This window comes from Microbulbifer celer (assembly GCF_020991125.1).
GTDB classification, from domain to species: domain Bacteria; phylum Pseudomonadota; class Gammaproteobacteria; order Pseudomonadales; family Cellvibrionaceae; genus Microbulbifer; species Microbulbifer celer.
Window position 1 is genome coordinate 1,006,661 of record NZ_CP087715.1, and the last position, 13,828, is coordinate 1,020,488.

A 13,828-nucleotide genomic window follows, 5' to 3' on the forward strand; every position below is an offset into this window, starting at 1 on the left:
CAACGTTATGTGTAGTAAGCCATGAAAAAGGATATCTATTCGAGTTACATTGGGGCAAAAGGTGTTGTGTTCGCTTGGATTGGTGCGGCGCTTGGGCCAATTTTTCTATTAATAGGCATCACTGAGAATTCTTTCAGTCATGGGTTTATCGGATCGCTTATGCTCGTAGTAGTTTTACTCTCAATCAAAGATGGCCGTGAGGCGCGCAAAGCCGGTGTAAACTCTGATTTCTGGGTTTTGACCATTGTTCCAATCGCAATACTTTTTGTCGGCATAGCCTTGGCATTCCTGAGTTACCGTGGTCACATATAGCTTCAGAGCGGGTACACATAACAAACGCAAGCAGGATGCTCCGGCCCTTCGGGCCTCCGCGGGACGCCCAACGCTATGCACATTTTGTGCGGGTCGCTGCGCTCCCAGTTTCGCACAAAACGTGCATAGCATTGGGCGCCCCTGTTGCGGGCGTTAGCTGTTGGAATGAGGGTTTTTGGATCTGCACCGGAGAACGGCCCAAGCAGGGCAGTTGGTAGCTCCAGCGGTGCCACGGGCGCCGCGGCAGTTTTAAAGCGCGGAGGTAGTAGCCGAACTCGGCGCTGCCGCTTCCTGGCGTGCAGACCGGAGGGGTATGCCGTCGCCGCTTTTGCGCGGAAAGGCCGCAGCGGCGTCCGGCTTTCTGCCAGTCGAGCACCGGGGCGGGCTTCGCTCAGCCGCGAGGGCGCTCTTGCGGAGAATGCCCCTTCCACAGCTAACAAATCGCTCAAGTACGTTCCGGCCCTTCGGGCCTCCACCGGACGCGGCTAAAGCCGCGCCGCTTAGCTCAGACGTTAGCTGTTGGAATGAGTGTGCTTAGAACGGTACCGGAGAACGGCCAGAGTGGTGCAGTCGGTAGCTACCGCCGTGCCACGGGCGCCACGGCGGCTTCCAAGCGCGGAGGTGATAGCCTGGCTCGGCGTTGCCACTTTTTCGTCGGTAGTCCGGCGGGCTATGCGACTGCCGCTTCTGCCCGGAAACGCCGCAGCTGCGTTCGGCTTGCCGCCAGTCGAGAGCCGGGGCCGGCTTCGCTCATCGGCCGAGGTGCGTTTGCGGCGAATACACCTTCCACAGCTAACAAGTCGCTCAAGTACGTTCCGGGCCTGTCGGCCCTCCACCGGACGCGCTTACGCGCGCCGCTTAGCTAATCGTTATATGTCAGTCAACACTCAGAGGAAGAGGAAATAGAGATCATGAAGAAGTCCAGTATCGCAGTATCAGTCGCAATTATAGGCATGCTTACCACAGTTGCCTTCAGGCTGGTAGCGAAAGTTTCGCGCTTGGATTGAGTTCAGACTATTGGGGTGGGTTTTTCGGCAGTGCAGGTATCGGCTTAATGCTTGTGCTTTTGTTTGCGCTTTTTAGGAAGCCAAAAAATGGCTAAGTGCCAGGCCATATAACAAGCAGCGGCAGAGCGACAGCCAACGCTACGCACCTTTTGTGTTACTCGCTGGCGCTCAAACATTAACACAAAATGCGCTCCGCGCTGGCTGCGCCTGCGCTGGGCGTTAGGCAGAATCAAGGAATGATTTTATGAGCGAAATTCTAGAAGCGGAAGTAATGAAGGAAGAGGAAAATCTTCGCGAAGCAATGCTTTCTTCAGATGTAAATAGCCTCAATAAATATTTGGCTGAAAACCTAATTTTCACTAATCACTTCGGCCAACGCTTGAATAAAAGTATGGATCTAGAGGCGCATGAAAGTGGCTCACTTAAGATAACATCGATAGAATTAAGCGATCAAAAGATATTGCTAAGTGGCCAAAATACAGCTGTTGTATCCGTTAAAGCAAATATAGAAGGTACATATTCAGGTAAGCCAGCTGGCGGGAACTTTACATTTACTCACGTTTGGTCAAAGGATACTGGGCAATGGCAGGTTATAGCAGCGCACTCTGGCACCGCTGCCTAACAAAGCGCAGCAAAGGGACGGCTTACTTTATGCACGTCTTGCGCTGGTCGCTGCGCTCCCATTTTCGCGCAAAACGCGCATAAAGTAAGCCGCCCCTGTGCGCGGCGTTATGGTGCCGGCCCGTAAAAATGGTTGTCTGTGCCAGCGTGTAATTATGAGCACTGCTTTGGCTCGCAGTATTTGGCTATTTGTCATGATAAAATCAAGCAGTTTCGTTCCTAGTGCTTTCGTTTAAGTCCGTAGGAACCGCGGCAACTCCGCTGCAGTAACGTGGAGTGCCAGTAAGAGAATAATTGGTTGGGGGAAGCTGGAAGTTCTTTCCTCATTTTAAGGAGCTTCGGCGCATTCGGTGCCCGTAGGTACCTCGGAGCGCGTCAGCCATAACCAGGCGCTGCAACCGACATCTTACTTTGGGCACTTTGTTGCGCAGTCGCTACGCTCCTATTTTCGCGCAACAAAGCGCCCAAAGTAAGCTGCGGCTGAGCGCGGCGTTATTTGCGAAGAGCCATGACGACAACAATTGCACTTTTTCTGTTAGTCTCGGCGCCATCGTTTTCTGCCGAGTGTAACCAAGAATTAGCGAAAGAGATTGGCATAAAAGCCATTAAGAGTAACTTTCCGAATGAGCACAAAGAACACAAGCCTTTTGCGGTAGCTGCAGACAAGCAGTTCTGGTTTGTAGTCCCGGCGGTAGTGGGGAAATATTCACGTGGCGGTGGTGCACCGGAGGCCGTCATTGAGAAACAGTCTTGCAAGGTAGTCCGAGTGTCCCTTGCCAAGTAAGCAAATAACCAGGCCATGCTGCGGACCTCCTACACAACGCACTTCGTGCTAAAAGCGTTCCGGCCGCCACAGATGGCAACGTTAAGTGTCAGATTAAGCCCTGGATTAAATTATGGATAATGACGCATACAGGCTTGGTTTAAAAAGCTACGCTCGAAATCGAGGCAATTATAAAAACCCTTACCCCCGCTCTGATTCTCGTCACAACGATTTTGAGCGGGGTTGGACTCAAGGGTTAAAAAGAATGCCTGAGTCGGTAGCAAATGAATTCTCTCGTCAAAACTATCGAGCAGAGATGGAAAAAATGGCAGAGTTAAAGCGAGAGCGTGAGAGAGTTAAAGATGCCTACCTCAAGAGAAAAGGTTAGAGGTTGGCACACTTAACAAAGCCGGGCAGTATGCTCCGGGCCTTCGGCCCTCCGCGGGACAGCTTACCTTGTGCACGTTTTGCGCAGGTCGCTGCGCTCCCATTTTTGCGCAAAACGCGCACAAGGCAAGCTGCCCCTGCCGGCGGCGTTATGGCACAAAAAGAAATGACTGATTTGGTAGCGTTTATCGCAGCATGGATAGGGATAGTTTTTTCTCTCTACTGGCACAGTCGTTTCTTGGGGCAGTTAAAACTACATCATTCAGCGAAGTTTGAGGAGTTGGGGGCTCCATCAATATTCACCAAGTATCCAATTTTTGGAAAATTTCAGGTTTTTAAAGATTTATCCCCTGATGGTTCGATCACAAAATATGCTGAGTTCATGAAGAAGGCTGATTGGAATAGAATGGGTGATTCAAGTCTAAAGAAATTTGCAAAATATAGGCTTTATGCACAGGTCGTGTCTGTTGTGTCCTTTGTTTTCCTGGTCGCCATTTGGTGGAGGCCATAACAATGCCAGGCAGTAAAGCTCCGGGCCTGCGGCCCTCCGCGGGACGTCCAACGCTATGCACATATTGTGCGGGTCGCTGCGCTCCCAGTTTCGCACAATATGTGCATAGCATTGGCCGCCCCTGCTGGCGGCGTTATGGTGCCGGGCCGTAAAAATAGTTGTCTGTGCCAGCGTGTAATTTAGAGCACTGTTTTGGCACGCAGTATTTGGCTTTTTGCCATGATAAAATCATACAGTTTCGTTCCTAGTGCTTCCGTTTAAGTTCATGGGAAGCGCGGCAAATCCGCTGCAGTAACGTGGAGTGCCAGTAAGAGAATAATAGGTTGGGAAAGGTTGGAATTTCTTTCCTCGTTTTTAAGGAGCTTCGGCGCATTCAGTGCCAGTAGGTACTTCGGAGCGCGTCAGCCATAACCAGGCGCTGCAACCGACATCTTACTTTGGGCACTTTGTTGCGCAGTCGCTACGCTCCTATTTTCGCGCAACAAAGCGCCCAAAGTAAGCTGCGGCTGAGCGCGGCGTTATGAGTCTTCAAGGTAGCAATGAAGAAGTTTGAATTAGACCTGAAAAATGGAATGGTAATTTCGTCTGCGCTTCGAGAAGACGAGGTGTCGGCACTATCTGGTGTCCATCCAAGAGACATTGGAAATGGTTACACTTGGTACTGGTTGCCTGCTATAGAGATTAATGATGTTAATGTAGTCTTTGGCTTCTCATTTTTTGAGGGTTTGCTTAGAGATATAAATGTATCTCTATCAAGCCCTGAGCTATACGGTGGTAGCTGGGATTACTTCAGTGAGAAAAAGGAAAAGCTAAGAGCAAAACATACAGAAGAGTGGCTGGCCCAAATAGGGTACAACGTTGGCACATTCCCTTGGGGAAGTGTTTGGGCTGGTTACGATGGTAAAGGTGGGTTTGGTCATGCGGTCATCCGGTACAACTCATAACAAACGGCTGCACCGGACAAATTTCCGCTGTCACCTTTTGTGCAAAAATGCGCACAAAAGCCGCCATCAAAAATTTGCTCGGTGAGCCGGGCGTTACGCGCCATAAGGAATATCCATGAAACTGGAATCTATTACACTAAAGAACTTTCGTGGTTATAAAACGGAAAGGACTATCCCAATATCAAACTTAACCGCATTTATTGGTAAAAATGATGCGGGGAAATCGTCAGTTTTTGAAGCGCTAGAAATATTTTTCAATAATAAATTAGTTAAATGCGAAAAAGACGACCTCAATATTGATGCAGATAATAACAAGATAGAAATTTCCTGTATCTTTTCCGAGCTGCCAGACGAGCTAATTATTGATGCCGCTCATCCGACAACGCTCGCAGATGAGTACTTATTGAATGGTGATGGGAAATTGGAAATTAAAAAGGTATTTGCCGCTACCGCGGCAAATCCTTCTGCCAAAGTCTACATCATTTGCAATCATCCATCTGTGGCTAACGCAAATGATCTGCTGACACTTAAGCGACCACAATTAATTACGAGAGCCAATGAGATTGGCGTTCCTGAAGAAAATTATAATGGAACCATTAATTCATCTATTCGGCAGGCTATAAGAGATAACTTCGACGGCCTGGAATTAACGAATACCGAGCTACTTGTAGATAAAGAGGATACGAAGAAGGTCTTTGATGCAATTGTAAATTACTTGCCTCTCTTTGCTCTTTTTCAGTCTGACCGGAAAAGCAAGGACGATGACAAAGAAGTAACCGACCCAATGCAAATTGCGGTAAAACAAGCGCTTTCGGATTTAACAGCCGAAATTGAGCATATAAAGCAAGAGGTTAGGCGTAGAGCTATAGATACTGCCGACAGAACTCTACAAAAGCTCCATGAAATGTCACCAGAATTGGCGGATCAATTAATTCCTGAGTTTAAATCCGAGCCCAAATTTGACTCACAGTTCAAACTTTCTATTAAGTCAGAAAACAACATCTCCGTTAACAAAAGAGGTAGTGGAGTTAGAAGGCTTATTTTGCTCAATTTCTTTCGTGCTGAAGCTGAAAGAATGCGTGAAGAAAGAAATGGAAATAAAATAATATTCGCTTTTGAAGAGCCTGAAACATCGCAGCACCCTGATCATCAGGAGATGTTAATTCAAGCCTTTATAGAGCTATCGAACACTCCAAATAGCCAAATATTATTGACGACACATACCCCAGCTTTGGCCGGCTTGCTTCCTCTTGAAAGTTTAAGGTTCATTGAAAAAGATGGCCATGACAGGACTGTTGAGATGGGCACAGATCAGGTTTTTGAGAAAATTGCAGATACCTTAGGGATTCTAGCAGACCCTATTCCGAAAAATGCCACTGCTATGCTGTTAGTCGAGGGTAAAGGAGACATTACTTTCGTTAACCATACTGCTGAAAAGTTAAAAGATGGCGGTCATATCCCTGAAACTTTTGAGGATAAAAGAATTGCTATTGTACCCATTGGAGGGTGTGGAAACATCAAACATTGGAGGACTTTACAGCTGGCCGCCCAGTTCAACATTCCATACTGCGTGCTACTTGATTCTGATCTAGGGACAATCGAGCACCAGCAGAATGTTGATAAACAAGCCGAGTTACACCAAGACGGGATAAAAGCCTACTTAACAAATAAGCGAGAACCTGAAAACTATATTCATCTTGATTGTCTTCAGTTGCCCGCAGGAAGCACATTCTCTTTTAATGATACCGATGATGCGAAAGATCTTATTGCAAGGGAAAAAGGCACGCGAAAATCTAACGTCCTAGAAAACTACTGGACATTAATGACCACAGAACAAATTAGAGAAGTTGAAAAGTACACTGAAAATGGCCAAGAAAAATATGAATTCACAGAAATGTTTACTGACTTCCTCAGCTTGGTCTAACGTAGCAGCGCGTAACAAGGCCATGAACTTCGCGCCTTGCGGCGCCGGACAGCCTACGCTGCGCTCCGGCTGCCGGTTATGGCGACGTTACATGCATCATAAATAGGGAGCCACATGGCAGAACTCTTTAATACGAATCAAAGCAAAACGGTTCTCGCTAAGTTCAAACATAAGGTCGATGGCTTGGCTCCTGCGGACGATTTTGAAAAACAAAGGAATAGCCTGATTCGGTTAGTAATAAGCTCAATGGAAAATAAGCCCGAACAATGGGATGAACTTTGTCAGATAAACATTCAATGGATTGGCGATCAATTCGTTAATCGTCTGGCTGATGAAGAAAAAGAGCTCTCCAAGGAAAGGTTGGATGATATTTGTTCGATGTGCTTTCGCTTTCTGTTCGAGCTATACCTTTCCATGAAAAACGATTTGGCTATGGAGTTTGAAGCAGCCAGACGATTTGTTTTTAACAACGTTGATTCATTTGAACACAACGCAAAAGAAAAAATCGAATATGCGATTCGTGATATGCCAATTAATATTTTCAAGGCTATAGCCAATAGCGACGCTATAGATAGCTTGAAAAATTTCAATGCGGTTTCTGCTAAAGCAGAAAAGCTAAAAAATGATTGGGACTCTGACCTGTCGAAAAGAGAAGCTAGGGTTAATTCACTTAAAGAATCCTTGTCAGAATATGAAAATGCGTTCAATTTTGTTGGTTTGTATCAAGGTTTCGATGAGCTTTCGACTGAAAAGAAAGAAGAGCGAGATGGGATATTGTTTTGGCTCCGGGTCTTATCGGTTCTGATAGTATCCCCAATAGTTGCAGAGCTGATCTTTGTTTACATGCACCTAGATAATATTGCCGCTGTTAAGGACGGGCTTTTGGTTTCAATTTTTCCAACGGTGTCCTTGGTTGCAATTTCCGTATATTACTTTCGAGTTCTTTTGTTTAATTATAAGTCGGTGAAATCACAGCTTCTGCAGATAGATCTTAGAAAAACGCTTTGTCGATTTATTCAAAACTACTCAGATTATTCGAGCGAAATAAAGAAAAAGGATGCAAACTCTTTAGATAAGTTTGAGAATGTCGTATTTTCAGGAATAGTAAATGATGATGGGAGCCTTCCATCAACATTTGACGGCATGGATCAAATAGGAAAATTGATAAAGGCGGCAAAGTCTTGAAGAAAGCATATAACAAACGCATGTTGTCGGACTGGTTTTCCGCTGCGCTCCAAACCAGCCGCAAATGCGGGCGTTAAGCATCTTGAGTATTTAGGTTTTTTCATGGAAGAAATAGTTGGTGGTTTTTTTCGAGTTCTCGGTCGCTTTATCTTTGAAATTATTTTCACTACAGCGGCTGAAGTAATGTTTCAGATACCCGGCCAACTACTGTGCAAACCCTTCACAAAGCAGGGGCAGGAGCCAAGCGGGTTCTGGGTAGTTTTTGTAAGTGTTATATTCTGGATTCTAGTGGTAGCTTTGGGCTATTTTGCGTATCAGGTAGCTTCTAGCGTGCCCAATGCTTAACAAACAGCGGCAGAGCGACAGCCAACGCTACGCACCTTTTGTGTTACTCGCTGGCGCTCAAACATTAACACATAATGTGCTCCGCGCTGGCTGCGCCTGCGCTGGGCGTTAGCAAAAAGGAGAGTCCATGAAAATTAATGATGTAAAGTACATATGTAGGGATCTACTTAAAATTGATTGGATTCCTGAGCTAGGGCCGGATGCACTGGAAGTATTATCTCGGTGTGATTCAAAGCTCGAAATGATGTATCTGCTAGGTGCATGTGATTTCATAAGGCGCCAAAGTGAGTTTCAGCCTACTTTCACTACAAGCGTAGTAAATTTATATGGCAAGTCCTATGAGGGAATTTGGTTTTTTGAGCCGTGGTTTGGCTGGTATCTTGATGATATTTCTGATGATAGACAAGGCGGCCCTTCGGCACTTTTATTCGTACCTCAGTTTAAATCACCAGAAAAAGAGATTACACACGATTTAGCTCTTTTCTATGGCGATGATAATGGAAGCCCAACATGGAGCCTTAAACATCTTATCGAAATTGATGGGTATGGGGTTCATAGTAGCCGAAGAGATAAAGATTCAATGCGAGATAATGGTCTTTCATACACGGTACATAGATTCTATGAAGAAACAGATGATCCACTAGACTGGTTCAGAAAAATTGTACACACCGACGCTGGCCTATTGCCCCGCTAACAATTCGCTCCAAAGGGACAGTTTACTTTATGTGCCATTTTTTGCGGGTCGCTATGCTCCCAATTTCGCAAAAAATGGTGCATAAAGTAAACTGCCCCTGAGCTCGACGTTAACTGCAAAGGGGAATCATGGATTTATCTAACATTACGTATCAGGGACCCAAATATCAGGCAGATCAAGAAGTCGAGTCATTGATTCCTGATAATCTGCTTTCCCTATTGCAGCAGCTGAACGGTTTCATTCAATTTGGCGGCGGGCTTCACGTCCGTGGTATCTGTAAAGAGCCAGAGTGGCATAGTCTAAGAGCAGCATTGTTTGGTGAAACTGCGATCCATAAGCTTTTTCCTGCAGTGGGCCAGCCTGATATTCCTTTTGCACAAGACTGCGTGGCAGATCAGTACTTACTCAAAGATCGCGTCGTTTATAAACTGTACGCAGAAACCGGAGAGATCGAATGTCTGGAGTTAGGGCTTGCCTCCTTTCTGGACGCTGCAACGACCGATCCAGTGGATTTTTTGGGACTTGAGCCATTGCTTCAGTTGCAGAAGGAAGGCGCCTCCCTCGCGCCCGGTGAGGTTATTGGCGTCTACCCTCCGTTTTGCACAGAAGAAGCCAAGCAAGGGGTTTCATTGAAGCCAGTAGCTGTTGGAGAGGCGCTTGCGTTCTTGAGTGACTTTTCCAAGCAAATCAGCTCTGCCAAGAACGGTGAAAAGATTGGAATTCAGATTTGGGAGTAAGCCGCAGTTAACCAGGGGCTGCAGCCGACCGGTTTTCCGCTGCCGCTCCAAACCGGCGGCTGAGCCCAGGCGTTACACGTATTAAGGAAATAGCATGATTGTAGTTTATGGAATCAAGGACCAGCTAAATCCAATAAAGGCCAAGCTGTCGGATGTCATTCACGGCTGCATGCAGTCTGTTCTAGGTATGCCGGAAGATAAGCGTGCGCATAGATTTGTCCCCTTGGAACGAGAGGATTTCTATTACCCTGGTGGCAGAAGCGACGCCTATACAGTCATTGAAATCAATATGATGTCCGGCCGAAAGCCGGAAACGCAAAGGGCTCTTATCAAGTCACTGTTCCAAGAGCTTGAGTCGCAGCTATCCTTAGCGCCAATTGACGTTGAAATTACGATCAAAGAGCAGCAACCGCATCAGTGGGGATTCCGCGGGATGACAGGGGATGAGGCAAATGACCTCAAATATAAAGTCAACGTGTAACAAAGCCATTAAACTCGCTCCCTTCGGTCGCCGGACCTCGTTTCACTCGGCCGTTTATGGCGGGCGTTATGCCTTAGAGCAAAAATTCTGGCACCCAAATTGAAAAAAATATTTATTTATAGTGGTACTTTGCTACTTGCGCTTTCAGCCTACTTCGTAACATTCTCATCATTCTATGAGTCATGGTTTCTCTATTACTACGAAGATTACCTGTCATACTTCTTCATGGTGGGTATTGGGATTGTCTTAGGGGCGCCATTCGTGATTACTTGGGTAGTAGAATCAAAAAATGAGGAAAGCTACTTTTCCAAGTACGTCAGTTCAGCCACCAAAGTGCATGTATTCATAGTAGCTCTATCTGTCTTAACGTTCGCTTACATGATGGCCAATGGTATTTTGATCAATGGGTCCGGTGTCTACCAGGTAGTTCCAGCGAGTGAATAGGCATAACAAACAGCGGCAGAGCGACAGCCAACGCTACGCACTTTTTGTGTTACTCGATGGCGCTCAAACATTAACACAAAAAGCGCTCCGCGCTGGCTGCGCCTGCGCTGGGCGTTACGTGATGGTAGCTAAACATTGAAAATTGTATTTCTACCAGGAATGGATGGAACGGGATTTCTCTTCAATGAGCTAATTCTGAATATGCCGCGAGAAGTAGACCGAGAAGTTGTTTGCCTCAATGAAGTACAGGGCGTGAGCCACCGCCAGCAAGCTGAGCAGATTGCTGAAAGAATTGGAGAAACAAGCGTTATATTGGTTGCTGAATCTTACTCTGGACGAATCGCATATGAACTATGCCGTATCCTAGAGAAAAGGATCTCAAAGGTAATTTTTATCGCTAGCTTTATTTCTTGCCCAAGCATGCTAGCAAAGCTAGCTGCAGCGCTGCCGGAAAATGCTATAAAGCCAAGCCTATTGCCAAATTGGCTGATGAAAATATTATGTTTCGGTGGCCGTGGTAATCGAGAGCTATCGGAGTCAGTTCGTAGCGCTGTTTCAATGGTTGAGCCGAAGATCTTGAAACAGCGTCTAAAAAATATTGCTGAACTTGAGGCACCAAGGCACCATCAATCAATAGAAGCTGTGTATATTCGCCCAACAAATGATCTTCTGGTCGGGCGTGAGGCGCTCCAAGTTTTGAGCAAACTCTATCTTGAGTTAAATATTGAATCCGTGGAAGGCGGGCACTTTATTGCTCAAACTGCTCCGGAATCATGTGCGAAAGTCATACTCCGTGCCGCAGCCACGTAACAATGCGCTGCAGACCGACGTCTAACTTTGAGCACTTTATGCGCGGTCGCTGTGCTCCCATTTTCGCGCACAAAGCGCCCAAAGTTAGCCGCGGCTGAGCGCGGCGTTATGGTGCCGGTCCGTAAAAATGGTTGTCTGTGCCAGCGTGTAATTTAGAGCACTAATTTGGCGCGCAGCATTTGGCTTTTTGCCATGGTAAAATTAAGCAGTTTCTTTCCTAGTGCTTTCGTTTAAGTTCATTGGGATAGCGGCAACTCCGCTGCAGTAACGTGGAGTGCCAATAAGAGAATAATTGGTTGGGGAAAGCTGGAAGTTATTTCCTCGTTTTTAAGGAGCTTCGGCGCATTCGGTGCCCGTAGGTACTTCGGAGTGCGTCAGCCATAACCAGGCGCTGCAACCGACATTGATCTTCCCCCGCTTTAGCGGACACCAAAGTCAAACTGACGAGGTGTCTGATGCCGAAATGCAACAACCCCAAAAAAACCTGGAAGTATTCAAACGAATTCAAAGTAAAAGCAGTATTGCTCAGCTTAATTGACGGTGTTCGAGTAAAAGAGGTGGCCGCTACACTCGACATTCATCCGTTCATGCTGTCACGATGGCGAAAAGAGTATAGGGATGGAAAGATAGTGGCTGATAAAAGAAAGAAGTTGACCGGGGTAGTGTCCAAGCATGAGAAAGAGCTGTCGAAAGTAAAGCGCTTAGAAGCGGAGAATCGGAAGCTCAAACAGGAGGTCGATCTGCTAAAAAAGTGGCAACGGTTTCTTGCGGAGGAACATCAGCAAGGTATCGATTCATCCAGAGATTTGGACAAGAGCTAGGTATACGAAAAACATGTGAGTGGCTGGGCGTGTCACGCAGTGGTTACTATGACTGGGTGAAAAGGCCGCCATCAGGTAGAAAGTGCGAAGATGAAGACCTGAAAACACAGATTCAGCAAATATTTGATGAATCTGCAGGGCGCTATGGTAGTCCGCGAATCTGGAAAGCACTGCAGAACCAAGGTTATGAGGTTAGTCGTAAGCGTGTAGCCCGTTTGATGCAGGAGATGGGGCTAATAGGTAGGGTAACTCGCGTAACACGAAGAGCGCCGGGTGTGAAGCGTTTCCTGGCTTCTGGCGACAATCTTCGATCGGACGGAGCAGTGCCAAGTAGCATGAACCAGGTTTGGGTTGCTGACGTAACGTATCTAAAAGTTAAGGGCCAATGGCATTACTTATCAGCCATCATGGATTTGCACTCTCGTCGAGTTGTCGGGTGGAGCTTAGATACGAAGAGAACAACCGAGCTTACTAGAAGAACGCTGGCAAATGCTGTAAGGAAAAGAGGTGCGCCACCAGGATTGATGCTGCATACAGATAGGGGCGTTGAGTACCGAGGGTCTGAATACCAAAAGGACCTGAAACGATACGGTATTCAGCATAGCTTGAGTCGGCCAGGTAAGTGTACTGACAATGCTCATATGGAGTCGTTCTTCCATAGCCTCAAAGCCGAGCTAATTCGAGGTACAATCTTCCACAAAGCGAGCGATTTAAAGTATGCTTTGGCTCGGTATATTAATGATTTCTATAACCGTAAGCGGCTGCATTCTGCGCTAGATTATCAATCTCCGATGGAATATGAGCGAATAGCAGCATGAAAAATGGTGTGTCCGTTTTATCGGGGCAAGATCAAAGATCAGGGGTCACTACGCCTACTTTGGGATCAGAGGCAACAGCGAATCGCTGGGACGCTTCTTGTATCTGGTACGGCGGCTCTGGATAAAGTGGCTGCGGCGACGATCACAGAGGTATCGGTTGAGTTGGGGGGCGCTGAAAGACTGTTACAGCGTTACCCACTTCTGGTGGTAAGACTATCAGTCGTGAGACCCGCGAAGGTGATGAATTGAGGAGCCGGATACGTTAATCACGCACGTCCGGATCTGTGGGGGGCGGTGATGATGACATCACCGTCTGCCTGACCACCTTTTGTATTACTCGCTGCCGCTCAAACATTTACACAAAATGCGGTCCGCGCTGGCTGCGCCTTATGAGATGGATACATGGATAATTATTTAATATATGTCGGCGTAGCAATAGCTACTATTCTATTGCCTGGGCCCGCAGTTATGTTGACTATTAATAATTCTATTCAGAGAGGATTATTTAAATCAATTTCTGGGATACTTGGTATAGCATTAGCAATATTGCTTGTGGCGGTTATTTCTGCTACAAGTTTAGGCATTATTTTGGCAAGTTCTGTAATGGCTTTCACCATTGTGAAAATAATGGGTGCTGTATATTTAATATACCTGGGCATAAAAACGTGGTGTGCAAAAGAGACAAGCGGAGCATGCTCTAGTTTTCAGGAGATCTCATTTTTAAGATGCTTTGTTGAAGGTTTTCTAGTTTCCATTCTAAATCCAAAAGCTGCTGTTTTCTTTATGTCTATATTTCCCCAATTTATTGACCTGTCTCAAGAGTATAGGCCACAGTTTGTTTTATTGGCGATGACTTTTAGCGCGCTAGTAATAGTTGTTCACACAACCTACGCAATTTTTTCCTCTTTTGCTAAATCTAAGATTTCGTCATCAAAAGTTAGTGTCTTTTTAAATAAAGTTAGTGCGGGAGTTTTCGTTGGTTCTGGTATTGGTTTAGCCGCTTCAAGTAAGTAAGCTATTCATG

15 protein-coding genes are annotated in these 13,828 nt (G+C 46.3%); all 15 read left to right on the forward strand.

Translation table 11 applies throughout. The annotated features are described in order from the left end of the window. The first annotated feature begins 21 nt into the window (after positions 1-21). The 15 genes from LPW13_RS04000 to LPW13_RS04070 all read left to right on the forward strand — a co-directional run bounded on the left by LPW13_RS04000 (position 22) and on the right by LPW13_RS04070 (position 13,818). Positions 22-312 (forward strand): hypothetical protein, encoded by a 291-nt coding sequence (locus tag LPW13_RS04000; protein ID WP_230438150.1) that lies wholly within the window; start codon positions 22-24, stop codon positions 310-312. Positions 313-1,563: 1,251 nt separating this feature from the next. Then, entirely contained in the window at positions 1,564-1,941 is a 378-nt protein-coding gene (locus LPW13_RS04005; RefSeq protein WP_230438147.1) for a nuclear transport factor 2 family protein, read from the forward strand. 507 nt (positions 1,942-2,448) lie between these two features. Continuing rightward, on the forward strand, positions 2,449-2,724 hold the full coding sequence (locus LPW13_RS04010) for an NTF2 fold immunity protein (RefSeq protein ID WP_230438151.1): 276 nt from the start codon (positions 2,449-2,451) through the stop codon (positions 2,722-2,724). Between the two features lie 112 nt (positions 2,725-2,836). After that, positions 2,837-3,091 (forward strand): hypothetical protein, encoded by a 255-nt coding sequence (locus LPW13_RS04015; RefSeq protein ID WP_230438152.1) that lies wholly within the window; start codon positions 2,837-2,839, stop codon positions 3,089-3,091. A gap of 150 nt (positions 3,092-3,241) precedes the next feature. Next, on the forward strand, positions 3,242-3,601 hold the full coding sequence (locus tag LPW13_RS04020) for a hypothetical protein (RefSeq protein WP_230438153.1): 360 nt from the start codon (positions 3,242-3,244) through the stop codon (positions 3,599-3,601). A 539-nt stretch (positions 3,602-4,140) separates the two neighbouring features. After that, a complete protein-coding gene (locus LPW13_RS04025; RefSeq protein ID WP_230438154.1) occupies positions 4,141-4,545 on the forward strand; it encodes a hypothetical protein in 405 nt (134 codons plus the stop codon). A gap of 115 nt (positions 4,546-4,660) precedes the next feature. Further along, entirely contained in the window at positions 4,661-6,469 is a 1,809-nt protein-coding gene (locus LPW13_RS04030) for an AAA family ATPase (RefSeq protein ID WP_230438155.1), read from the forward strand. A gap of 114 nt (positions 6,470-6,583) precedes the next feature. Beyond that, positions 6,584-7,654, forward strand: a complete 1,071-nt coding sequence (locus LPW13_RS04035) for a hypothetical protein (protein ID WP_230438156.1) — start codon at positions 6,584-6,586, stop codon at positions 7,652-7,654. A gap of 102 nt (positions 7,655-7,756) precedes the next feature. Further along, positions 7,757-7,999 (forward strand): hypothetical protein, encoded by a 243-nt coding sequence (locus LPW13_RS04040; RefSeq protein ID WP_230438157.1) that lies wholly within the window; start codon positions 7,757-7,759, stop codon positions 7,997-7,999. A 127-nt stretch (positions 8,000-8,126) separates the two neighbouring features. Next, positions 8,127-8,693, forward strand: a complete 567-nt coding sequence (locus tag LPW13_RS04045; protein ID WP_230438158.1) for a hypothetical protein — start codon at positions 8,127-8,129, stop codon at positions 8,691-8,693. A gap of 128 nt (positions 8,694-8,821) precedes the next feature. Further along, a complete protein-coding gene (locus LPW13_RS04050) occupies positions 8,822-9,430 on the forward strand; it encodes a hypothetical protein (protein ID WP_230438159.1) in 609 nt (202 codons plus the stop codon). 94 nt (positions 9,431-9,524) lie between these two features. Continuing rightward, positions 9,525-9,911 carry a tautomerase family protein gene (locus LPW13_RS04055; protein ID WP_230438160.1) on the forward strand — a complete coding sequence of 129 codons (387 nt, stop codon included), beginning with the start codon at positions 9,525-9,527 and terminating at the stop codon, positions 9,909-9,911. Between the two features lie 579 nt (positions 9,912-10,490). Beyond that, complete coding sequence (locus tag LPW13_RS04060; RefSeq protein WP_230438161.1) at positions 10,491-11,165, forward strand: alpha/beta fold hydrolase; 675 nt, start codon at positions 10,491-10,493, stop codon at positions 11,163-11,165. Between the two features lie 455 nt (positions 11,166-11,620). Then, a protein-coding gene (locus LPW13_RS04065) for an IS3 family transposase (protein ID WP_230435272.1) occupies positions 11,621-12,804 on the forward strand; the annotation gives its coding sequence in 2 pieces (ribosomal slippage) (positions 11,621-11,909 and positions 11,909-12,804; 1,185 coding nt in all). A 402-nt stretch (positions 12,805-13,206) separates the two neighbouring features. Next, the gene (locus LPW13_RS04070) at positions 13,207-13,818 is read left to right on the forward strand and encodes a LysE family translocator (protein WP_230438162.1); all 612 of its coding nucleotides are present in this window, start codon (positions 13,207-13,209) and stop codon (positions 13,816-13,818) included. Positions 13,819-13,828: the final 10 nt, after the last annotated feature.